Origin of the sequence: Rhizobium sp. BR 314 (assembly GCF_047445805.1) — a bacterium.
GTDB classification, from domain to species: Bacteria; Pseudomonadota; Alphaproteobacteria; order Rhizobiales; family Rhizobiaceae; genus Rhizobium; species Rhizobium lusitanum_B.
The window spans coordinates 57,549-78,205 of sequence record NZ_JARWLA010000019.1 but is presented as its reverse complement, the minus strand read 5'-3'; the positions used below and the strand labels follow the sequence as shown (position 1 = coordinate 78,205).

General features: G+C 60.2%; 22 protein-coding genes. 13 read left to right on the top strand and 9 right to left on the bottom strand.

What is annotated here, in order from left to right; genetic code table 11:
- The first annotated feature begins 85 nt into the window (after positions 1-85).
- The 5 genes from QD461_RS22065 to QD461_RS22045 all read left to right on the top strand — a co-directional run bounded on the left by QD461_RS22065 (position 86) and on the right by QD461_RS22045 (position 5,096).
- The gene (locus QD461_RS22065) at positions 86-1,150 is read left to right on the top strand and encodes an ABC transporter permease (RefSeq protein ID WP_184706612.1); all 1,065 of its coding nucleotides are present in this window, start codon (positions 86-88) and stop codon (positions 1,148-1,150) included.
- The gene (locus QD461_RS22060; protein ID WP_414089665.1) at positions 1,126-1,935 is read left to right on the top strand and encodes an ATP-binding cassette domain-containing protein; all 810 of its coding nucleotides are present in this window, start codon (positions 1,126-1,128) and stop codon (positions 1,933-1,935) included. Before QD461_RS22065 ends, QD461_RS22060 begins: the two co-directional genes overlap by 25 nt.
- Positions 1,932-2,564 (top strand): nucleoside triphosphate hydrolase, encoded by a 633-nt coding sequence (locus tag QD461_RS22055; RefSeq protein WP_414089664.1) that lies wholly within the window; start codon positions 1,932-1,934, stop codon positions 2,562-2,564. Before QD461_RS22060 ends, QD461_RS22055 begins: the two co-directional genes overlap by 4 nt.
- Positions 2,565-2,706: 142 nt before the next feature.
- Complete coding sequence (pyrC, locus tag QD461_RS22050) at positions 2,707-3,747, top strand: dihydroorotase (RefSeq protein WP_414089663.1); 1,041 nt, start codon at positions 2,707-2,709, stop codon at positions 3,745-3,747.
- Positions 3,748-3,944: 197 nt separating this feature from the next.
- Positions 3,945-5,096: a GGDEF domain-containing protein gene (locus QD461_RS22045; protein WP_414089702.1), complete on the top strand. Its 1,152-nt coding sequence runs from the start codon at positions 3,945-3,947 to the stop codon at positions 5,094-5,096.
- Positions 5,097-5,142: 46 nt separating this feature from the next.
- On the opposite strand, the gene QD461_RS22040 is transcribed toward QD461_RS22045, so the two are convergent.
- Positions 5,143-5,622 (bottom strand): DUF1772 domain-containing protein, encoded by a 480-nt coding sequence (locus QD461_RS22040; protein WP_184706619.1) that lies wholly within the window; start codon positions 5,620-5,622, stop codon positions 5,143-5,145.
- On the bottom strand, positions 5,619-6,449 hold the full coding sequence (locus QD461_RS22035) for an NmrA family NAD(P)-binding protein (protein WP_414089701.1): 831 nt from the start codon (positions 6,447-6,449) through the stop codon (positions 5,619-5,621). The genes QD461_RS22040 and QD461_RS22035 overlap by 4 nt, the downstream gene beginning before the upstream one ends.
- A 105-nt stretch (positions 6,450-6,554) precedes the next feature.
- Here QD461_RS22035 and QD461_RS22030 point away from each other — a divergent pair, with 105 nt between their 5' ends.
- From QD461_RS22030 to QD461_RS22020, 3 genes are all read left to right on the top strand, one after another.
- Entirely contained in the window at positions 6,555-7,205 is a 651-nt protein-coding gene (locus tag QD461_RS22030) for a TetR family transcriptional regulator (protein ID WP_414089662.1), read from the top strand.
- Between the two features lie 115 nt (positions 7,206-7,320).
- On the top strand, positions 7,321-8,019 hold the full coding sequence (locus tag QD461_RS22025; RefSeq protein WP_184706622.1) for an orotate phosphoribosyltransferase: 699 nt from the start codon (positions 7,321-7,323) through the stop codon (positions 8,017-8,019).
- Between the two features lie 77 nt (positions 8,020-8,096).
- Entirely contained in the window at positions 8,097-9,023 is a 927-nt protein-coding gene (locus QD461_RS22020) for a carbohydrate kinase family protein (RefSeq protein ID WP_414089661.1), read from the top strand.
- Positions 9,024-9,102: 79 nt separating this feature from the next.
- On the opposite strand, the gene pgi is transcribed toward QD461_RS22020, so the two are convergent.
- Both pgi and QD461_RS22010 read right to left on the bottom strand, forming a co-directional pair.
- On the bottom strand, positions 9,103-10,728 hold the full coding sequence (pgi, locus tag QD461_RS22015; RefSeq protein WP_414089660.1) for a glucose-6-phosphate isomerase: 1,626 nt from the start codon (positions 10,726-10,728) through the stop codon (positions 9,103-9,105).
- A 174-nt stretch (positions 10,729-10,902) separates the two neighbouring features.
- Positions 10,903-12,600 carry a long-chain fatty acid--CoA ligase gene (locus QD461_RS22010; protein ID WP_414089659.1) on the bottom strand — a complete coding sequence of 566 codons (1,698 nt, stop codon included), beginning with the start codon at positions 12,598-12,600 and terminating at the stop codon, positions 10,903-10,905.
- A gap of 348 nt (positions 12,601-12,948) precedes the next feature.
- Between QD461_RS22010 and QD461_RS22005 the strand changes: the two genes are divergently transcribed.
- Complete coding sequence (locus QD461_RS22005) at positions 12,949-13,341, top strand: PRC-barrel domain-containing protein (protein WP_184706630.1); 393 nt, start codon at positions 12,949-12,951, stop codon at positions 13,339-13,341.
- A gap of 60 nt (positions 13,342-13,401) precedes the next feature.
- On the opposite strand, the gene QD461_RS22000 is transcribed toward QD461_RS22005, so the two are convergent.
- Positions 13,402-13,797 carry a VOC family protein gene (locus tag QD461_RS22000; protein ID WP_414089658.1) on the bottom strand — a complete coding sequence of 132 codons (396 nt, stop codon included), beginning with the start codon at positions 13,795-13,797 and terminating at the stop codon, positions 13,402-13,404.
- 212 nt (positions 13,798-14,009) lie between these two features.
- Between QD461_RS22000 and QD461_RS21995 the strand changes: the two genes are divergently transcribed.
- Positions 14,010-14,393, top strand: a complete 384-nt coding sequence (locus tag QD461_RS21995) for a YciI family protein (protein WP_184706634.1) — start codon at positions 14,010-14,012, stop codon at positions 14,391-14,393.
- A 49-nt stretch (positions 14,394-14,442) separates the two neighbouring features.
- Here the strand turns inward: QD461_RS21995 and QD461_RS21990 are convergent, their stop codons facing one another.
- From QD461_RS21990 to QD461_RS21975, 4 genes are all read right to left on the bottom strand, one after another.
- Positions 14,443-15,192 carry an ABC transporter permease gene (locus tag QD461_RS21990; protein WP_414089657.1) on the bottom strand — a complete coding sequence of 250 codons (750 nt, stop codon included), beginning with the start codon at positions 15,190-15,192 and terminating at the stop codon, positions 14,443-14,445.
- Entirely contained in the window at positions 15,189-16,127 is a 939-nt protein-coding gene (locus QD461_RS21985; protein WP_414089700.1) for an ABC transporter ATP-binding protein, read from the bottom strand. The genes QD461_RS21990 and QD461_RS21985 overlap by 4 nt, the downstream gene beginning before the upstream one ends.
- Positions 16,128-16,132: 5 nt before the next feature.
- The gene (locus QD461_RS21980) at positions 16,133-17,299 is read right to left on the bottom strand and encodes an ABC transporter permease (protein ID WP_414089656.1); all 1,167 of its coding nucleotides are present in this window, start codon (positions 17,297-17,299) and stop codon (positions 16,133-16,135) included.
- Between the two features lie 123 nt (positions 17,300-17,422).
- Positions 17,423-18,331 carry an ABC transporter substrate-binding protein gene (locus QD461_RS21975; RefSeq protein WP_414089655.1) on the bottom strand — a complete coding sequence of 303 codons (909 nt, stop codon included), beginning with the start codon at positions 18,329-18,331 and terminating at the stop codon, positions 17,423-17,425.
- Between the two features lie 171 nt (positions 18,332-18,502).
- Here QD461_RS21975 and QD461_RS21970 point away from each other — a divergent pair, with 171 nt between their 5' ends.
- The 3 genes from QD461_RS21970 (at position 18,503) to QD461_RS21960 (ending at position 20,600) form a co-directional block, all read left to right on the top strand.
- Positions 18,503-18,805 (top strand): hypothetical protein, encoded by a 303-nt coding sequence (locus QD461_RS21970; protein WP_414089654.1) that lies wholly within the window; start codon positions 18,503-18,505, stop codon positions 18,803-18,805.
- On the top strand, positions 18,781-20,007 hold the full coding sequence (locus QD461_RS21965) for a LysR family transcriptional regulator (protein WP_414089653.1): 1,227 nt from the start codon (positions 18,781-18,783) through the stop codon (positions 20,005-20,007). Before QD461_RS21970 ends, QD461_RS21965 begins: the two co-directional genes overlap by 25 nt.
- Before the next feature lie 215 nt (positions 20,008-20,222).
- On the top strand, positions 20,223-20,600 hold the full coding sequence (locus tag QD461_RS21960; RefSeq protein ID WP_414089652.1) for a hypothetical protein: 378 nt from the start codon (positions 20,223-20,225) through the stop codon (positions 20,598-20,600).
- The last annotated feature ends 57 nt before the right edge of the window (positions 20,601-20,657 follow it).

Genomic DNA, 20,657 nt, shown 5'->3' with positions numbered 1-20,657 from the left:
ACAGTCATGTCGGTCGGGTTCAGATCCTGGCCGGCTCCAACAGCCGGCGGTTTCCGCGCGTCCGGCGCGGTGGCGGAGGAACAAAATGTCCGGAGCACAAGAATTCGAACGTGTTCTCGACGGCAGCGACAAGAAGGTCGCGTCGTTCGAGGATAATAGGGTCTCTCTTCTGAAGCGCGTGCAGCATTTTCTGCACTCGACGCCAGCGGCGGTGCCGTTGATCGTCCTGGTGATGGCGATCGTGATCTTCGGCATCGCCATCGGCGGGAAGTTCTTCTCCGCCTACACGCTGACGCTCATCCTGCAGCAGATCGCCATCGTCGGTATTCTCGGCGCGGCACAAACGCTGGTCATCCTGACCGCCGGCATCGATCTCTCCATCGGCGTCATCATGGTCATCTCCTCGGTTGTTATGGGCAATGTCGCCGTGACCTACGGCCTGCCGACACCCATCGCCGTTGTCGCCGGCCTGATCGTCGGTGGCATCTGCGGATTGCTCAACGGCTTCCTCGTCGCCAACATGAAGCTGCCGCCTTTCATCGTGACGCTCGGCACGTGGAATATCGTCATGGCGACGAACTTCATCTATTCCGCCAATGAAACCATCCGCGACACTGACGTCGATGAGAAGGCGCCTCTGCTGCATCTTTTCGCCACCAGCTTCCGTGTCGGCGGCGCGGTGCTCACCCTTGGCGTCATCGCCATGGTACTCCTGGTCATCGGCCTCTGGTACGTTCTCAATCACACCGCCTGGGGCAGGCATGTCTATGCCGTCGGCGACGATCCGGAAGCGGCGAAACTCGCCGGCATCCAGACCAAGAAGGTGCTCCTTGCGGTCTACGGCGTTTCGGGATTGATTGCCGCTCTTGCCGCCTGGGTCTCGATCGGCCGCAACGGCTCGGTGTCGCCGTCCTCCGCCGTGACCGATTTCAATCTTCAGGCAATCACTGCAACCGTCATCGGCGGTATCTCGCTCTTCGGCGGCCGCGGCTCGATCCTCGGTACGCTGTTCGGCGCCATGATCGTCGGTGTTGTCTCGATGGGCCTCAACATGCTTGGAGCCGACCCGCAGTGGAAGGTGCTTCTGACCGGCGTTCTCATCATCGGCGCCGTCGCGATCGATCAATGGATCAGAAAGGTATCGGCATGACCACGAGCGTCGAACCCATTCTCACTGCCCGCGGTCTCGTCAAGCGTTATGGCCGTGTGACCGCCCTCGATAATGCCGATTTCGACCTCTATCCCGGCGAGATCCTCGCCGTGATCGGCGACAACGGTGCCGGGAAATCCTCGCTGATCAAGGCGATTTCCGGTGCGGTCATTCCCGACGAAGGCGAAATCAAGCTCGAGGGCAAGGCCGTTCACTTCCGCTCTCCGATGGAAGCACGCGAAGCCGGCATCGAGACAGTCTATCAGAACCTCGCTTTGTCGCCGGCGCTCTCCATCGCCGACAATATGTTCCTCGGCCGCGAAGTGCGTAAACCCGGTATTCTCGGCTCGGTATTCCGCATGCTCGACCGGCCGGCAATGGAAAAGCGCGCGCGCGACAAGCTTTCCGAACTCGGCCTTATGACGATCCAGAACATCAATCAGGCGGTGGAAACGCTCTCCGGTGGTCAGCGTCAGGGCGTGGCCGTGGCACGCGCCGCAGCCTTTGGGTCCAAGGTCGTCATCATGGACGAGCCGACGGCCGCCCTCGGCGTCAAGGAAAGCCGTAAGGTTCTCGAACTCATCCTCGATGTTCGCGCTCGCGGCTTGCCGATCGTGCTGATCTCGCACAATATGCCGCACGTTTTCGAGGTGGCGGACCGAATTCATATCCATCGCCTTGGACGACGCCTGACCGTCATCAATCCCAAGGATTACACCATGTCCGATGCCGTCGCCTTCATGACCGGCGCCAAGGCGCCGCCGGTGGAGAACGTCGCCGCATGAGTATTTCTCTCGAGACGGTCGCCGGCGAGATCATTGCTCGCGCCGGCGACACCAGGCGGTTTCTGGTGGCGATTGCCGGGCCGCCCGGCGCCGGCAAGTCGACACTGGCGGAGAATGTCGCAAAGGCGCTGCAGGCCAGAGGCGAAAGCGCCGAGGTCTTGCCTATGGACGGCTTCCATATGGACAATGCCGTCCTCATCGAAAAAGGCCTTTTGAAGCGGAAGGGCGTGCCTGAGAGTTTCGACGTGCGCGCTTTCCTCGACATCGTCAAGGCCGTGCGCGCTGCCGATCAGGAGGTGCTGGTGCCGGTCTTCGACCGCTCGCGCGAGCTTGCCATCGCATCGGCCCGCATCGTCTCGCCCGAGCATCGCTTCATCGTGATCGAGGGCAATTACCTGCTGTTCAGCCAGGGGAAATGGGCGGAGCTTGAGGGCGTTTTCGATTATTCGATCATGCTTGCGCCGCCGATCGAAGTGCTGGAAGAGCGGCTCTGGGCGCGCTGGCGGGGCTATGACCTCGACGAAGAGGCAGCCGGCGCCAAGGTCTATGGCAACGATCTGCCGAACGGCCGGCTGATTCTCGAAAATCGCCGCCAGGCGGACGTCACCATCGATATCGTTCAGGACTGACCTCACGATCATTTAACTGCCGTCGCGGATTGTTTTGCGATGCTGGTTGGTGCTATCGAAGCGCGATATCATCAAGCATGATCCCGAAGGCCATGAAATCGCCCTCGGATGAGTTCGTGCTCACATTCCAGAGGTCGCGCCCATGCAAAAGCTCACCATCCGCCGTCCTGACGACTGGCATCTGCACCTGCGTGATGGCGCCATGATGGAAGGCGTGATCGGCGACACGTCCAGGCATTTTGCCCGCGCCATCATCATGCCCAATCTCGTGCCGCCCGTGGTGACGACAGCGGACGCGACAGCCTATCGCGAACGCATCATGAAGGCATTGCCGGCAGGCGATCGCTTCCAGCCGTTGATGACGCTCTACCTCACCGAACACACAAACCCCGACGATGTCGAAGAAGGCAGGAAGAGCGGCCTGATCACCGCCGTCAAGCTCTATCCAGCCGGCGCGACGACCAATTCCCATGGCGGCGTGCGCGATCTGAACAAGGCAATGCCGGTGCTGGAGCGCATGGCGAAGATCGGCCTGCCGCTCTGCGTGCACGGCGAGGTCACGACGCCTGAGGTGGATATTTTCGATCGCGAGGCGGTCTTCATCGAAACCGTTCTCGATCCGCTGCGTCAACGCCTGCCTGAGCTGAAGGTGACGATGGAGCATGTGACCACGTCGGACGGCGTGGACTACATCAGGTCGGCAAAGGCCAATCTGGCAGGCTCGATCACGACGCACCACCTGATCATCAACCGCAATGCCATCCTCGTCGGCGGCATTCGCCCGCACTATTATTGCCTGCCGGTCGCAAAGCGCGAGAGCCATCGCCTGGCGCTGCGCGCAGCGGCAACCAGCGGCGACGCCGGGTTCTTCCTCGGCACGGATTCCGCCCCACATGTCGATCCGCTGAAGGAGTGTGCCTGCGGTTGCGCCGGCATCTACACCTCGATCAACACCATGAGCTGCCTGGCGCATGTCTTCGAGGAGGAGGGCGCGCTGGACAAGCTCGAGGCTTTCGCATCCCTGAACGGGCCGGCCTGGTACGGGCTGCCTGTCAACGACGACAGCATCACTTTGGTGCGTCGCGCCGAGGCTGTGACATTCCCGGCGAAGATCGAGACCGGAGCTGGTCCGGTGACCGTTTTTGACCCCATGTTCCCGCTATATTGGGATGTTGAAATCTAATTTAGTGTTTAATTATATAAATAATTCTGAGTGATGCGCAGTATTGGCGGTAAAATATTCGTGTTTTKCCGCCAAATGGCACGTATATTTTGTTGAAATCTATTTTCTTTATTAATTGCTGTAACCAATTTGATACCTGTTGAGGACTAGCGTGGCATCGATCCCTACGGTCATGATGAAACCGTTGAAAGAGCATGATGCTGGTTGATTATAATTCACTCCTTCTCGCTCTTGGCGTTTCCGCATCCTGCCTTGCGGTTACCTTGGTGGGAAGCTGGTTTTCTCGCCGGCCCGATACCTTTCTTCTGACATGCTCTGCCGGCCTGGTGCCGCTGGTGGGCGGCATTTTCATTTACGGCCACTATGTCGACAAGCCTCGCCCCATCTTTGCCATCCTGACGTTTGTCCTGTTTTTCATCGGCTTTTCGACGATATGGGTAGCCGGCTATCAATTTCGCACGCGCCGTCTGTCCGCGCGGCGGTTTTTTCTCGGATGCCTGATCGGTATAGCTGCGTCGGTTGGACCGATGCTCGCCGGCTATGATGGGTTGGCCTTCATCGGCGACAACCTCGTGATCGCGGCATTGCTGCTCCTGACTGCGCGCGAGTACTGGCTAAGCCGGCGTGAGGCGCCGACGCCGCTTTACGGCATTACCGCGCTCTATACGTTGACCGCAATCTCCTTCTGCCTTTGTGCGGCGGTGCTCATTGCCGATGGCAAGCTTGTGCTCGGCCGCGCGCCAGACAATTGGGCGGAGGATTTCAGCCTTGCAGTGTGCATCGCGGGGATGACCGGCATCGGTGCGCTCTCGCTCGCCTTGCATCAATGGCGTCAGGCGGCATTGCATCGCCAGGAGGCGATTACCGATTCCCTGACGGGATTGCTGAATCGCCGCGCGCTTTTCGATCTTCACGGGCGACGTACGTTCGGCCCATCCATGGCCGTCATCGTCTTCGACATCGATCGTTTCAAGACGATCAACGACCAGTATGGCCATTCTACCGGCGATCTCGTGCTCAAGCTTTTCGGCCAGGAATTGTCCGTGGGGCTGCGCTCTTCCGATACCGTTGCCCGGCTCGGCGGCGAAGAGTTCGCCCTGGTGCTCGACAATACGTTGCCCGGCCGGGCCGAGCAGGTTGCCGAGCGGGTGAGGGACGCTTTTGCCGCGCGATCGATCGAGGTCGACGACAAGATCGTGACCTGCACCGTCAGTGCAGGCGTTGCCACCGGTACCGTCAAGGGGATCGGTTTCGACGATGTTCTTCGCGCCGCCGACAAGGCGCTCTATGAGGCAAAGAGAAACGGCCGCAACCGTGTCGAGGTCGCGGCCTATCTGCACGCCGTCTAGCCGATAAAATCGCTCGGACTGGCTGGCGACCATTGTCTCCAGATGTTCAGAACAGGGCCTTTACGAAAGCGCAGGCGGCCAGAAGAGAAGCGACCGTGCGGACATGGTTCCACTGGGTCCAGTCGCTGAGATAGGTCGCCCACAGCTGCGCGGCTTCGGCGGTATGTCCGTCTGCCTTGGCGAGGGCGTCATTGAGCGGCACGTTGAACACGATGGTCGACAGGAAGCTTGCGACGATGTAGAGCACAGCGCCCGTCAGCATCATGACGCTGGCGGTGCCCCGCCAGTTGAGAAAGGCCATGACGGCGATGAAAAGCGACAGCGCCGCGGCCAGCAGGAACACTGCAATGAAGGGCGAGCGGACGATCGTGACGTTGATCGATTGCATCGCGGCGATCCCCTGGTCGACGGGGAGGCGTGCGAAGGACTGCATGACGAAGGTCGAGAAGGCGAAGTAGACGCCGGCGAGAAGGCCGCTGCTGAGCGCCGCGATGATGAGGGCGATATTCGTGATCGGAAAGGTCATGACTGGGCACTCCAGATGCCGGTAGCGGCGGTTTCGTGGGCATAAGTGGAAAAGTCTTTTGCTGGCCTGCCGAGGATTTGGCTGACGCCATCCATGACAGGTGAGTTGCGGCCATCGAGTACCTGTGTGAAAAGCTCATGCAGGAGATCGGTGACCTCTTGCGGCAGGCCGTAGGCAGTCATTTCGGCAATGAAGGCATCGATGGGAACAGTTTCGTAGCCGATATGTCTGCCCGATGCCAAGGCGGTTTCGGCAACCGCTTGGCGAAATGTGAGGGCGCGCGGCCCGGTCATCTCGTACGTCTGGTTGCGGTGGCGCGGATCGACAAAACACTCCACGGCAGCGTCAGCAAGATCATCGGCATCGACGAAAGGCTCCGCGACATTGTCCGCCGGCAAGGCCAGCTTTCCCTGGAGAAGCCCGTCAACGAAAGCGCCTTCACTGAAATTCTGGTTGAACCAGCTGGCGCGCAACACCGTGTAGTCTATTCCGGCCGCTTTTAATCTCTCTTCACTACGGATCGCGCCATCTTCGCCACGGCCCGAGAGCAGAACGATGTGCTTCACGCCGGCTTCGATCGCCGTCTTCGCAAAAGCCGCGATCGCATCCGCCGCCCAGGCGACGGCAAGGTCCGGCTGGAATGTGACGTAGGCGGCGGAAGCGCCTTCCAGAGCCTGATGCCAAGTGCTGCGATCCTGCCAATCGAAGGAAGGCGTCGTCGAACGCGAGGCGGCCCGAACCTTGATGCCGCGCTTTTCCAGTCGCTCGGCGACGCGACCGCCGGTCTTTCCCAACCCACCGATAATGGCAACAGTCGAGTTCTGCATCTGCATTTCAAACTCCTCCTGGGTAAAATGTGATAAATTCTCTCATTTGCGAAATGTGATAAACTCTCTTATATTGCTTGTCAACAGCCACAGGCAGGGAATGACATGACGCAAGAACCGATCGCGAGACGCAGGCGCAGCAAGGAGGAGGCAGGCACACCGAGGCGCATACCCAGCCAGCAACGCGGTCGCGAGCGAGTGGATCTCATCCTTTCGGTGGCATCCGAGCTCATTGCGAAAAATGGCAGCGATGCGCTGCGCATGGGCGAGATCGTCGAGAAGGCCGGCGTATCCTTCGGCTCGCTCTATCAATATTTCCCGGACAAGACGGCGATAATCCGCGTGCTGGCCGAACGCTATAATGATCAGGGGCGGCAATGCGTCGATGATGAGCTGGCTGCGATCACAAGCCGGGATCAGCTCCAGGCTGCGCTCGGACGCATCGTCGATGGCTACTACGCCATGTTTCTGGATGAGCCTGTCATGTGCGACATCTGGCATGCCACCCACGCCGATAAGCTGCTGCAACAAATCGATGCCGAGGATATGGAGTGGCATTCCCAGGCCTTCCTGACGGTTCTCGAACGTCTCTGGCCGGAGCGCGATCATTCCGAACTGGCAAGAACCGCCCGGCTGACGATGCAACTGGTCGCCGCCGCCGTCCGCTATGCGATCTCGATCGAAAGGGAGGAGGGCGACAAGGTGATCGCGCTGTTCAAGACCATGCTCCCCGCCGATCTCGGTATTGATCGATAAGGGTACGGGTCGCCTCTCGCGCGCGGATGTTGGCAAAAGCGTCTATTCGTCTGGAAACCCGGGCCGCTTGCTGCTATTGCCGCTGGAACATTAGCGCTGCGAAGGAGGCCCCCGCATGACCCAGATGACATTTACCGATCGCGCCGTCATGGCTGAGTTGGTGGCAAAGATGCTTTGGGAGATCAAGGCGGTCCATTTCAGCGCCGACAAGCCCTATAAATTCGCCTCCGGCATGGCGAGCCCGGTCTATATCGATTGCCGCAAGCTGATCTCCTATCCGCGCATCCGCTCGACGGTCATGGACTTTGCCGCCAGCACCATCGTTCGCAATGTCGGCTTCGAGCAGTTCGACTGCGTGGCCGGCGGCGAGACGGCGGGCATCCCCTTTGCCGCTTTCCTGGCCGAGCGCTTGAACCTGCCGATGATCTATGTGCGCAAGCAGCCGAAGGGCCACGGCCGCAATGCTCAGATCGAAGGCGATATGAAAGACGGTGCGCGCGTGCTCGTCATCGAGGATCTGACGACGGCCGGTGGTAGCATGTTCACCTTCGTCGATGCCATTCGCGCAGCCGGCGGCATCGTCGACCATGGCATGGCGCTGTTCTACTACGGCATCTTCCCCGAGGCTGTGGAACGCTTTGCCAATAAAAAGGTCCGCCTTCAGCATCTCGCTACCTGGCGCGATGTGCTTGCCGTCGCCAAGGAACAAAAGTTGTTCGATGACAAAACGCTCGGCGAAGTCGAGGCTTTTCTCAATGCGCCGCTCGCCTGGTCGGGCCGCAACGGCGGTATTTCGGAGCTGCCCACAAACTGACGCTTTGCTTTTGCAGTGAATCTATCTAATCGATTTATGTGACTGGATAAGACAGACGCGCTCTTTGGGAGGCCGGAATGATTTTGTGCTGTGGCGAAGCTTTGATCGACATGCTGCCGCGGGATACGACGCTGGGTGAAAAGGGTTTTGCGCCCTATGCCGGCGGCGCCATCTTCAACACCGCGATAGCGCTCGGGCGTCTCGGCATCCCCACGGGCTTCTTCACCGGCATCGCCGATGACATGATGGGCGAGATCCTGCGCGAGACTCTGTCGGCCTCCAAGGTCGATTTCAGCTATTGCGCCATCACACCGCGTCCGAGCACGATCGCTTTCGTCAAGCTCGTCAACGGCCAGGCGACCTATGCCTTCTACGATGAAGGCACGGCTGGCCGCATGATCACCGAGGCCGATCTCCCGACCCTCGGCGACGATTGCGAAGCGCTTCATTTCGGTGCGATCAGCCTGATCCCCGATCCCTGCGGCGCGACCTATGAGGCGCTGATGAAGCGCGAGCATCAGAGCCGCGTCATCTCGCTCGACCCGAACATCCGTCCCGGCTTCATCAAGGACAAGGCCGCCCATATGGGCCGCATCAACCGGATGGCAGCCATGTCCGACATTCTCAAGTTCTCGGATGAGGATCTGGAATGGTTCGGCATTGCAGGCAATCACGATGAACTCGCCGCTTATTGGCTGAACCAGGGCGCCAAGCTCGTCGTCGTCACCAAGGGTGCGGAAGGCGCGACCGGCTACACAAAGTCGTTGAAGGTCTCTGTCCCGAGCGAGCGCGTCACCGTCGTCGATACGGTCGGGGCTGGCGATACCTTCGATGCCGGCATTCTGGCGTCGCTGAAGATGAACAATCTGCTGACCAAGGCACAGGTGGCTTCACTCAACGAGAAAGCATTGCAGGATGCACTGGCTCTGGGCGCCAAGGCTGCGGCAGTCACCGTGTCGCGCGCCGGTGCCAACCCGCCCTGGGCGCATGAGATCGGGCTCTAAGCAGCTCGACTTTCAAAGCTTCCAATAAAAGAGCCCGCCTGATGCTGCAGGCGGGCTCTTCTGTTTCCGATGAGGATATTTACTTCGCGCGGCTTGCCAGCGCAGCCACCAGCCCCTGCGTCGAGGAATCGTGGCCGGCAGCGCTTTCCTTGCCTTCGATGACCGGAAGCAGGCCCGTTGCCAGTTCCTTGCCGAGCTCGACGCCCCACTGGTCGAAGGAGTTGATGCGGAAGAGCACGCCTTCGACGAAGACGCGATGCTCGTAGAGGGCGATCAGGCGGCCAAGCGCATAGGGCGTCAGCTTATCGTAGACGAAGGTGATCGACGGACGGTTGCCGGTGAAGACGCGGTGCGGCGCGATGAAATCGGCCTTTTTGTCGTCCATGCCCTTTGAGGTGAGCTGAGCCTTGGCTTCCTCAAAGGTGCGGCCCTTCATCAGCGCTTCCGACTGCGCCAGGCAGTTGGCCATCAGAAGCTGGTGCTGGTGACGCAGGTTCGGCTCGAAGCCGTTGGCGGCGATCATGAATTCGGCCGGGATGACGCTCGTGCCCTGGTGGATGAGCTGATAGAAGGCGTGCTGGCCGTTGGTGCCGGGCTCGCCCCAGACGACCGGGCCGGAATTGCCTTCAACCGGCGTGCCATCGATGGTGACGCCCTTGCCGTTCGATTCCATATCGAGCTGCTGCAGATAGGCCGGGAAGCGCGACAGGCGCTGGTCATAGGGTAGGATTGCGCGCGTCGGATAGCCGAGCACGTTGCGGTGATAGAAGCCGATGGTGCCAAGCAGCATCGGCAGGTTTTCCTTGAACGGTGCCTTGCGGAAATGGGTGTCCATCGCATGCGCGCCGTCCAGGAATTTGCCGAAGTTTTCCGGGCCGATGGCGATCATCAGCGGCAGGCCGATGGCCGACCAGATCGAGTAGCGGCCGCCGACCCAATCCCAGAAGCCGAAGACGCGCTGGCTGTCGATGCCGAAGGCGGCAACCTTGTCGAGCGCCGTCGAGACGGCGGCGAAATGATGCTGCACGGCAGCTTCACCGAGTGCGTCGGCGATGAACTTGCGTGCGGTCTGAGCGTTCGTCATCGTTTCGATGGTCGTGAAGGTCTTCGAAGCGACGACGAACAGCGTTGTTTCAGGCTTAACGAGCTTCAGGATATCGGCGATATGCGCGCCGTCGATGTTGGAGACGAAATGCGAGCGCGGACCGTCATGGAAGGGAGCAAGCGCCAGGGTCGTCATGACCGGGCCGAGATCGGAGCCGCCGATGCCGATATTGATGACGTCGGTGATTGCCTTGCCCGTGGAGCCCTTTAGCGCGCCGGAGCGGATGCCGTCGGCAAACTTGCCCATGGCGGCGAGAACGCCGTTGACGTCAGGCATCACGTCCTTGCCGTCGACGAGCACCGGCGTGTTGGAGCGGTTGCGCAACGCGGTGTGCAGCACGGCGCGGTTTTCGGTGAAGTTGATGGCGACACCCGAGAACATTTCCTCGCACTTGGCCGCGACGCCACCTTCGGCTGCAAGCTTTTCGAGAAGGGCGAGAATATCGTCATTCACCGCCGTCTTGGAGTAATCCATCAGCAGGTCGTCGAAGGAGGCGCTGAAGCGGGAAAAGCGTTTGGGATCGGCGGCGAAGGCGGCGCGGATATCCGTGGCCTTCGTTGCCGACGCAGTGCTCTTCAGTTGATCGACGAGGGCGTTCATGGGAGGCTCCTTGCGGTTCGCGTAGCCGGCTGTCAGACATGGCCGGACGCTTTGAGTTTGGTCGCGGAAACTATTCCCTATGTAGGGCGTAAATCAAGTTCACCTATCGTCCAAAAAGAAAAAAGGCCGCTCGCGGATTAAGACGAGCAGCCCCTTGAATGTCATGGAATTATGTCAGCTGCGCAACTCCTTACGCAGGATCTTGCCGACATTCGATTTCGGCAGTTCAGTGCGGAATTCGATGAAGCGGGGGCGCTTGTAGTTGGTGAGGTTTTCCGCGCAATGAGCCTTCACATCCGCTTCCGTTAGGGCGGGATCCTTCTTGACGATGAAGAGCTTAACCGCTTCGCCGGAATGCGGATCGGGCACGCCGATCGCAGCCGCCTCCAGAACGCCCGGATGCATGGCGGCGACTTCCTCGATCTCGTTGGGATAGACGTTGAAGCCCGACACCAGGATCATGTCCTTCTTGCGGTCGACGATCTTGGTATAGCCGCGCTCGTCCATGAAGCCCATGTCGCCGCTGCGGAAGAAGCCATCCGGTGTCATCACGCGCGCCGTCTCTGCCGGCTGCTTCCAGTAGCCTGCCATGACCTGCGGGCCGCGGATGCAGATTTCTCCGACCTCGCCGAGCGGCAACGAATTGCCGTTCTCGTCGCGAATGTCGAAATCCGTGCCTGACAGCGGCAGGCCGATCGTACCGGTAAATTCCGGGCTGTCGAAACGATTGGCGCTTGCGACCGGTGACGTCTCGGAAAGGCCGTAGCCTTCGGTGATCCAGGCGCCCGTCAACTTCTGCCAGCGCTCGGCGACCGGCCGTTGCACCGCCATGCCGCCGGCGAGCGTCGCCGTATTGGACAAATCGAGCTTGGCGAATTCCGGATTGTTCATCAGGGCGTTGAACAGGGTGTTAAGGCCGGGGAACATGTCGAACTTGTATTTGCCAAGTTCCTTGATGAAGGCCGGTATATCGCGCGGGTTGGCGATCAGCACATTATGGCCGCCGAGCGACATGCCCATCAGCGAGTTCACGGTCAGCGCAAAGATGTGATAGAGCGGCAGCGCGCAGACGAAGGTCAGCTGCTCGGGGCGCGGCTTGCTGATGTAGGCCGATTCCAACCAGAGAAGCAGTTGCTGCTGGTTGGCGAGCAGATTGGAATGGGTGAGGATCGCACCCTTTGCAACACCCGTCGTGCCGCCCGTATATTGTAGGAACGCGATGTCGCTGCCCGTCAGCTCGGATGGCTTCAGCGGCAGGCGCGCGCCCTCGGCGATCACGGCCTTGAAGCTGCGATGGCCGGGTATGGACCAGGCCGGCACCAGCTTCTTCACCTTTCGGACGATGAAGTTGACGATGTGACCCTTGAGGCCAAGCATGTCGCCAAGCGAGGTGACGACGACATGGCGAACATCCGTATGCGCCAGAACCTGCTCCACCGTATGAGCGAAGTTTTCCAGGACGAAGATCGCCTTGGCGCCGCAATCGCGCAGCTGGTGCTCAAGCTCGCGTGGCGTATAGAGCGGGTTCACGTTGACGACGACAAGGCCGGCGCGAATGATGCCATAGGTGGTAGCGGGATTTTGCAACACGTTCGGCATCATCACGGCGACACGGTCGCCCTTCTTGAGGCCGAGGCTTTGCAGCCATGCGGCGATCTTGCGCGTTTGCGTATCGAGATCGCGATAGGTGATCGGTTTGCCCATGCTGGTGAAGGCGGGGCGACCGGCGTAGCGGGCGCAGCTCCCCTCCAGCAATTCGACGAGTGATGCATGCTCCAGCGGCGGCAGTTCTGCCGGTACGATATCCGGATAGGACGCCAGCCAAATCTTCTTGACCTGCGGTCTATCCGAAGGAGCGGAGATTGAATTCATGCGCACTTCCTCCTTTACGCATCATCACCACGCCCCGCCATGTTCAACGGCGGTTAGGTAGAGTGTCATCGTGCGACTGAAAAGTCTCCCGCTTTTCATGGCGCTGCAGCTCTCGCTCTCAACTAAATCACTCGAGCGCTTCGAAAGCTACAATAACCTTGACGTAAACGTCAATATTTCTCGTGCGCTCACGTTTTTTTACGGTTTTGAAAAAAATGCTGGAACTTTTACCATAACGGAGCGTTAATGCTCCCGTGGGCGTAAACCCATCGGAGCATCGTGCTGCCTCAAAGAGCAGATCGGACGCTCCAAAGTTTATGTGAAGCGTATCCAAAAGGAGGTGCGCACATGCATAAAGAGAGTGCCGATATCCATGGCCGTGACCTTTACATCAAGGACATGTCGATGCTGGTTGCTTGCGACCGCGTCGAAGGCTCCCGGGTATTCGGCTCCGACGGCAAGCAGATTGGTCATATTGAACGCCTGATGCTTGAGAAGAGCGATGGACGCATTGCTTTTGTCATTCTGAGCTTCGGCGGCTTTTTTGGCATCGGTCAGGATCACTACCGGCTGCCTTGGGAAAAGCTGCGCTATGATGCCCGCATAGACGGCTATCGGGTCAGCATGACCAAGAACGACATCGAAAAGGCGCGCCGCTTCGCCAGCAAGGATGAACACGACCACAAGGATCATGGCCACAAGAGCCACGATTATTTTGGCGTGCCCCCCTATTGGATGTGAGTGCGTTGACGGAGCTGACAAGTTAAGCCCCGCCGAAGCGGGGCTGTGTTTTGTCTGGCTCTATAAAAACCGACCATGCCGTTGCACGACCTCGATCTTGTAACCGTCGGGGTCGGTGACGAAGAAAAGCAACGCAAAAAGTTTCCCATCGCGATTGAGCTCGACGATCTTGCCGGGATTTAGCCCGAGCTTCGTCATGCGCCCATGCTCGTCCTTCAATTCGTCGACGGAGACGGCAAGGTGGCCGTAGGCGTCACCCAGCGCGTAGGGTTCCATGCGGCCCTGGTTGACGGTCAGCTCCAGCTCGAAGCCGGTCTCGGCATTGCTGAGATAGATCAGGGTAAAGGTTTCGAACGCGACGCGGTCGGCAATCTTCAGACCGAAGGCCTTGCCGTAGAAATCGACGGAGCGCGCTTCATCGAGCACGCGGATCATCGAGTGAATTATCTTGGCCATCAGGATCTCCATCGGTTGCATCAATTTTCCACCAGAAGCCAATGCCACCGGCGCCCGTTGAAGGCAAGCGCGGGGAAAACCGTCCCGCCTCACTAAGAGCCTTTCCAACTTCCGGACGGAAAACCGCTGCGCCTGGTGATCGGGGGTTTCTGGATGCCGTTCCGTCTGCTTTACTCCGCAGCGCTCAGACATAGGCTCAATGGGGAGACGCCATGTACTACGCTATTCTGGCCTATCACGAAGAAGGCATCGTTGAATCATGGAGCGAGGAGGAAGATGCCGCGCTCATGACGGACTTGCTTGAGGTCAATGATCGTCTGGTCGCTCAAAAATCGCTCGGTCCCGCCGCGCGGCTCGGCTCGACGCAAAACGCCGTCACCTTGCGTGGCAAGGGCCCGGGGATTGTCATTGATGGCCCGTTTGCCGAAACCAAGGAAGAGTTGCTCGGTTTCTACGTGGTCGACTTCCCGTCGATAGAGCGGGCGGTCGAGGCCGCACGTGAATTGCGCCGTGCCAATCCGACCGCTGTCTATGAGATCAGACCGATCTCGCTCTACGTGCCCGGCGCGTCCTTGCCATCAGGCGAAGGCAACTGACGGGGTTTGAATGAACCGAGGGCAGTGCCGCGGGATGACGCCTTCGATCCTAATGGGATTGAAGGCCGATCTTGCTTGTCACGGACCGCTCGATCATCTCCATTGCGTCATAGATCAATACGGCCATCAGGCCAACGATCAGGCCGCCCTGCAGGATGAAGGCGGTGTTGTCGTTGACCAGGCCGGCAATGATGACTTCGCCGAGCGACTTGGCGGCCACGGTCGAACCGATGGTCGCGGTGCCGATATTGATCACGGTGGCGATCTTCAGACCCTCGATAATCAGGGGCAGCGCAAGCGGCAGCTCGACGCGAAACAGGCGCTGCCAGCCATTCATACCCATGCCGTCGGCGGCATCGAGCACCGAGGTCGGCACCTGCTGCAATCCGGCAACCGTGTTCTCGAAGATCGGCAGCAATGCATAGAGGAAGAGCGCGATCAGGGTCGGGACCGCGCCAAAGCCCGTGGTCGAGATGGCAAGCGCCAGCACGGCGACAGGCGGAAAGGTCTGGCCGGCATTGGCGATTGCTCGCGACAGCGGCAGAAAGTCGGCGCCGATGGGCCGCGTCACGAAGATCCCGCCGAGTACGGCCAGAACGCCGCTTGCGGCGATCGAGGCAAAAATCAGTTCCAGATGGCTGAGCGCCAGGCTCGGCAGGCTATTCTGTGTGTAGATCGGCGACGCCCCGAACTTGGTGAGCGGCGCCAGAACCGGCGTCAGCCATTCCGGGCGGAACAGCATGACAAGCAGCAACGCCAGCGCAAAAAGGCGAAAGAGGTTGGCGAAGAGAAGCTTCATGCTTTGCGGCCCAGCTCGATGAGATGCTGGATCGAGATCGAGCCAACGGGCATTTTGCGTTCGTCTTCGACCGTCGCTTCGTCGGCACCCTGCCAGATCAGCTCGGCCAGCGCATCGCGCAGATTGAGCGTCTGCGGCAGGCGGTACTCGAGACCGGGCCTTGGCGGCTGCATGCTCTCCTTGAGCGGCAGCAGCGACATCAGTTTCAATGCGCGGTCGGAGGTGCCGGTCAGCTGCTGTACGAAGGGATCGGCAGGCTCCGTCAGGATCTTCTCGGGTTCGGAGCATTGCAGCAGCTTGCCGCCGCTCATGACTGCGATCCTGTCACCTAAGTGGAAGGCCTCGTCCATGTCGTGGGTGACGAGGATGACGGTCGTGCCGAACTGCTTCTGGATGGCAAGCAGGTCGTCCTGCGCCTTGCCGCGGATGACGGGGTCGAGCGCGCCGAAGGGTTCGTCCATCAGCAGCACTTCGGGTTCGGCTGCGAGGGCGCGCGCTACGCCGACGCGCTGCTGCTGGCCACCGGAAAGCTGGCTTGGATATTTGCCGGCAAAGGTGCCGGGATCGAGATGGAAGAGGTCGAGGAGTTCTTCGACGCGCCTGTCGATGCGCGACTTCTCCCAGCCGACCAGTTCGGGCACGGTGGCGATGTTCTGCGCGACCGTGCGGTGAGGAAATAATCCGTGCCCCTGGATGGCATAGCCGATGCGGCGACGAAGCTCCGTCGCGGGCACGTTCATGATGTCCTCGCCGCCGACGGAAATATGCCCTTCGGTGATCGGCACCAGCCGGTTGATCATGCGCATCAACGTCGACTTGCCGGAACCGGAGGTGCCAACGATGACGGTAATCGTGCCCTTCTCCATGCTCATGGTCACGTCGTCGACGACGGTTGCGCTGCCATAGCGCTTGGTGACGCCCTTGAGCTCGATCATGTTGGTCATGCGCGTTGTCCTCGAATGCTGTCGATGACCGCATCGAGGATGACGGCCGATGAGAAGGCGAGAAAGACCGTCGGCACGGCGCCGAGCAGGACGAGGTCATTGGCCGTCTGGCCGATGCCCTGGAAGATGAAGAGGCCGAAGCCGCCGCCGCCGATCAGCGCCGCCACCGTGACGAGGCCGATTGCCTGCACCAACACGATACGGATGCCGGTGAGGATGACGGGAAAGGCAAGCGGCAGGTCGATGCCGGTCAGGATCTGCCGGCGCGTCAGGCCCATGCCGGCGGCGGAATCGCGCACGGAGGGATCGACGCCGGCAAGACCGACGACGGTATTGGCGACGATCGGCAACAGCGAATAGATGACGAGCGCCACCAGCGCCGGCGCGACGCCGATCCCCTTAATGCCGATCTCTGCGGCCAGGGGCACATTGGTGGCGATATAACCGAGCGGTAGCATGAGGATGCCAAACAATGCCAGGCTTGGAATGGTTTGCACGAGGCTCAGCGCCCGCAATACCACGGCACGGATGCGTGGCTGCCAATAGCAGAAGATACCGAGCGGCAGGGCAAGCACGATGGCGATGGCGACGGAGCCGAGAGACAGGAATACGTGGCCGACCGCTTCATGCCAGAACTTGTCGGCATTATTGGCGTATTCCTTCATGATCGAGAGATTGTCGAGCAGGCCCGAGCGCAGCACCGCGGCAAGCAGGGCGGCGTAGACCGCAAGCGCCGCCACGCGCAGCCAAGGCGTCAGCCGCAGTTTCACCAGCGCGTCCGAGATCATCAGCCCCACGACGGCGAGCAAAACCCAGAAAGAACCGCCGGGCGTAATACGCGCCACGGTGCTGCCCGCTGGCGTCGCAGCGGTTGAAACGAAGCCGAGCGTGACAATGAGCATGGCGATCGCAAGCGTCGCGATGCCAAGGCGGACGACCTGGCTTTGCAGGAAAAGAGCAGCCAGGGCTGTCATGGCCAGAAGTGTGAGCAGGATCAGGGCCATCGGCTGGCCAAGAAGCTGTGTGAGCAATTGCGGCTTACCGGCCGCGATGCGGTTTGCCTTGACGATGATGAATGGCATCCAGGCTACTGCGATCAAGCCGCCTGCCACCAATACCACTCCGAGACGATCCAGTCTGCGGACCGCTAGCGCATCTTCCATCAGGCAAGCTCCGTCAACGCATGAGCCCAAAATTCAAGGCGGGTTCGGACAAGATCATGCCCATAGAAAAGTCTCCCGCGGCTCCACTCTATCAAAATGGAGCCGCAAGAGCAGCGGCAAGGCTTACTTCAGGAAGCCCTTGTCCTTGAGGTAGGATTCGGCAACAGCCTTAGCCGGCTCGCCATCGACCTGGATGCGGCCGTTCAGCTTGCGCAGCACGTCGGCGGTCAGGCCCTTGAAGATCGGAGCGAGAACTTCTTCAATCTTCGGATTGGCCTTGAGCACGGCCTCTCGGATGATCGGCGTCGGTGCATAGACCGGCTGCACGCCCTTGTCGTCTTCGAGAACGGTCAATTCAGCAGCTTCGATTGCGCCATCGGTGCCGTAGACCATCGCGGTGTTGACGCCGTTGGTCTGGTCGGCAGCAGCCTTGATCGTCGCTGCGGTATCGCCGCCCGAGAGCACGACTTCCTGCTCCGGCTTCAGCTTGAAGGCGTAGGTGGTCTCGAAAGCGGGCAGGGCGGCCGGCGAATTGACGAATTCGGAGGAGGCCGCAAGCTTGACCGAACCGCCACCGGCGACCCACTTGCCGAAGTCGGACATGGTCTTCAGCTTGGCAGGGCCGGCGACATCGCTGCGCACGCCGAGTGCCCAGGTGTTGTTGGCCGGCGAGGGCGTGAGCCAGACGATCTTGTTGGCGTCATAGTCCAGCTTCTTGGCAAGGTCATAACCCTGCTGAAGGTTCTTCCAGGCCGCGTCGTCGGCCTTGTTGAAGAAGAAGCCGGCATTGCCGGTATATTCGGCATAGATGTCGATCTCGCCGGCGGTGATCGCCTTGCGTACGACCGGCGTCGTGCCGAGCGCGATGCGATCCTGCGCCTTGATGCCGTTGGCATTGAGAGCGGCGAGGATGATGTTGCCGAGCAGCGTACCTTCGGTATCGATCTTGGAGGAGACGACGACATCAGCGGCGCTGGCGCCGCTAGCGAGGAAGGCCGTCAGCGTGGCGGCAAGTGCAAGCTTCTTGAGCATGATGTTTCCCTTTGTACCCCGTTAAACCTTTGTCTTGCTTATCCGCGTCGCCTCAAGGCCACTGTGCGGACGCGCAAGCTTCGAGTGGGCCGGCGGCCCACTGGCGAATTCGTGGCTGCTTCGGGCACGTAGCGCTCATCGCGGAAAAGTCGATGTCGCTCCGGATTCCCGTTGCAGTCGCGCGATTATGACGAGCGTACTCGACATTCGCGCGAAATTGGATTTCTTTTTTCGGGGGCAAGTGCGTTTGTTTTTGTTCCCCTTACCCGTTTTGGCGCTGTTCCGATCTCATTTTTGCGGCTGGATCAGTTAGGCGACGAAGTGACGATAGCCATCGCCCTTCCGCTTAGGGATATCTTTTTTCAAGAACACATCGTATCGTCGGGATATCGCAGGCGCCGCCACGGCTTGGAGGGCGGTGTCGTGTTTGGCTTGGAAGGAAAAAGAGCGTGTATCTCGGCGCATTGGTCATAGCCGACATGGTGTTCTCCGTCGGCTCGGTCAGGGAGACGGCACGCCGGCTCTCTTTTTCCGCCTCGACGGTCTCGAGCGCACTTCGCCGGCTGGAAACGGAGCTCGCTCTGAAGCTCGTCGAACGCGCATCCGGCGAACTGGCGACGCTGCTTGCCAGCTCGAAAGTACAAAAAGGGCTGCAGCCGGTTCTAGCCGGCATTCGCCAGCTCTCTGTCCTGATGAAAGAGCCGCCGGCGCCGGAGGATTATGCGCAATGGGCGGCACGCCTGTCGCTGAAGATCGCCACCATAGAGCGCTTCCTCGAAGTCGCCGACCAGGGCAGCATTAATCGCGCCGCCCGCCGCCTGCGGCTTGGACAGCCGCAGCTTTCCCTGCAGATCGCCAATCTGGAGGAGTTGTTTGGCTTCCGCCTGTTCGAACGGCAGGCACAGGGGTCCGTGCTGACGGAGGCGGGCCAGGAGGTGCACACCATTCTGGCCGGGATCGCGCAGGCATGGGACGAGATGAAGGCGGCTGCGGACGAGCGCTTTCAGCGGACCGCGCGTGCCGTGCGCATCGGCTCCATCATCCCGACTGGTGCCGAAAGCTGGGTTGCCCGCTCGCTGGCAAGCCTCGTGTCGCGATGGAATATCGGCGGCAACCGCAACATGCTGTCGCTGATGCTGATGACCGCAGACGATCTGCGCGAGGCGCTCCGCTCCGGCCGCATCGATGTCGCCATCGTCGATTCCGTCTTCGGCCTTGACGCTTTCGACCATCTGGAACTGGTGGCGACGGACATGGTGGCGATAGCCCCGCCCGACAGCACGGAAGAGACGCTTGCAGCGCTCGTGGAAAATCATCCGCTTTGCGTGCCAAGCCCCCGCACCGGTATCGGCAACGCCGCAACCGCCTTCGGCTACGACAGCCGCGACAGGCGCCGGTTTCGCGGCCGCGACATCACCTCGGCAGATTCGCTGCCTGTCATCGTCGACCTGGTGGCCAATCACGGCTACGTTTCGTTTCTTGGCCGTGTCAGCGCCTTGCCGATTGCCGATAAGGTGAGGATCGTCGATCCGGAGGAAGTCCTGCCCTTGTCCTATCATCTCGCCCATAATGGCCGCAAAGCCTCGGTCGAGGCCTGCCGATTGATTCAGCAGGCGGTTGGCGAATTGGTGGGCGATATGGGCACGACGCGAAAATGCCTGCCGTCCCGCAGTTGACGGAATTATCGCGCCGTATTCGCGCTAAGGCGGGTTAGGTTCGTCCGGGCGTACACAGCCGGGGCTCGTTCGGCACCCGAGGAGGCCGTGCCGCGAAACCGCTTGCAATGCAGTGGTTAGCGGAACTTTTGAGGGTGTAATCGCGTTTATCTTGTGGTCCGGGCGACACGAATGATCCGAGTCGCGTCTGCGTCCGGCATTCAAGGAGGCTGGATATGAAAATTCTGGCAACAGCGCTCATAGCGCTAGGCATGCTCGCGCTGCCTGCAACCCATGCCGAAGCGCGTCGTCACTATCATCATTGGCACCACCATCACCACCGCGTAATGGTCTACAGGCACTACTATTACCATCGCTACTACTATCGCCCCTATTATCGCCCCTATCCCTATTACTACCGGCCTTATTATGGCTACGACGAGCCCTACTATGGCGGCTATCAGCCATTCTACTCGTTCGGTTTCTTTGGCGGATTTGGTGGACACCATCACCATCATGGCTGGGACGGCGATCGCGGATACTATCATGGCGGGTGGCGCGGTGGTCACGGATACTGGCGGTATCCGAGCGGGCCGCATTTCTCGCACAACTGACGACCATGCCGATAGCAAAACGGCGCCCTTCGGCGCCGCTCACTGAGGACGTTACCG

What these genes read in the sequence shown, in the direction of transcription:
- QD461_RS21980 (WP_414089656.1), bottom strand. Translation starts at nt 17,299, where the DNA reads ATGGAAGATGCGCTAGCGGTCCGCAGACTGGATCGTCTCGGAGTGGTA.
- QD461_RS22020 (WP_414089661.1), top strand. Translation starts at nt 8,097, where the DNA reads ATGATTTTGTGCTGTGGCGAAGCTTTGATCGACATGCTGCCGCGGGAT.
- QD461_RS22045 (WP_414089702.1), top strand. Translation starts at nt 3,945, where the DNA reads ATGCTGGTTGATTATAATTCACTCCTTCTCGCTCTTGGCGTTTCCGCA.
- QD461_RS22030 (WP_414089662.1), top strand. Translation starts at nt 6,555, where the DNA reads ATGACGCAAGAACCGATCGCGAGACGCAGGCGCAGCAAGGAGGAGGCA.
- QD461_RS21975 (WP_414089655.1), bottom strand. Translation starts at nt 18,331, where the DNA reads ATGCTCAAGAAGCTTGCACTTGCCGCCACGCTGACGGCCTTCCTCGCT.
- QD461_RS22000 (WP_414089658.1), bottom strand. Translation starts at nt 13,797, where the DNA reads ATGGCCAAGATAATTCACTCGATGATCCGCGTGCTCGATGAAGCGCGC.
- QD461_RS22010 (WP_414089659.1), bottom strand. Translation starts at nt 12,600, where the DNA reads ATGAATTCAATCTCCGCTCCTTCGGATAGACCGCAGGTCAAGAAGATT.
- QD461_RS22025 (WP_184706622.1), top strand. Translation starts at nt 7,321, where the DNA reads ATGACCCAGATGACATTTACCGATCGCGCCGTCATGGCTGAGTTGGTG.
- QD461_RS22060 (WP_414089665.1), top strand. Translation starts at nt 1,126, where the DNA reads ATGGATCAGAAAGGTATCGGCATGACCACGAGCGTCGAACCCATTCTC.
- QD461_RS22055 (WP_414089664.1), top strand. Translation starts at nt 1,932, where the DNA reads ATGAGTATTTCTCTCGAGACGGTCGCCGGCGAGATCATTGCTCGCGCC.
- QD461_RS22065 (WP_184706612.1), top strand. Translation starts at nt 86, where the DNA reads ATGTCCGGAGCACAAGAATTCGAACGTGTTCTCGACGGCAGCGACAAG.
- QD461_RS22040 (WP_184706619.1), bottom strand. Translation starts at nt 5,622, where the DNA reads ATGACCTTTCCGATCACGAATATCGCCCTCATCATCGCGGCGCTCAGC.
- QD461_RS21960 (WP_414089652.1), top strand. Translation starts at nt 20,223, where the DNA reads ATGAAAATTCTGGCAACAGCGCTCATAGCGCTAGGCATGCTCGCGCTG.
- QD461_RS21985 (WP_414089700.1), bottom strand. Translation starts at nt 16,127, where the DNA reads ATGATCGAGCTCAAGGGCGTCACCAAGCGCTATGGCAGCGCAACCGTC.
- pgi (WP_414089660.1), bottom strand. Translation starts at nt 10,728, where the DNA reads ATGAACGCCCTCGTCGATCAACTGAAGAGCACTGCGTCGGCAACGAAG.
- QD461_RS21995 (WP_184706634.1), top strand. Translation starts at nt 14,010, where the DNA reads ATGTACTACGCTATTCTGGCCTATCACGAAGAAGGCATCGTTGAATCA.
- QD461_RS22005 (WP_184706630.1), top strand. Translation starts at nt 12,949, where the DNA reads ATGCATAAAGAGAGTGCCGATATCCATGGCCGTGACCTTTACATCAAG.
- QD461_RS21990 (WP_414089657.1), bottom strand. Translation starts at nt 15,192, where the DNA reads ATGAAGCTTCTCTTCGCCAACCTCTTTCGCCTTTTTGCGCTGGCGTTG.
- QD461_RS22035 (WP_414089701.1), bottom strand. Translation starts at nt 6,449, where the DNA reads ATGCAGAACTCGACTGTTGCCATTATCGGTGGGTTGGGAAAGACCGGC.
- pyrC (WP_414089663.1), top strand. Translation starts at nt 2,707, where the DNA reads ATGCAAAAGCTCACCATCCGCCGTCCTGACGACTGGCATCTGCACCTG.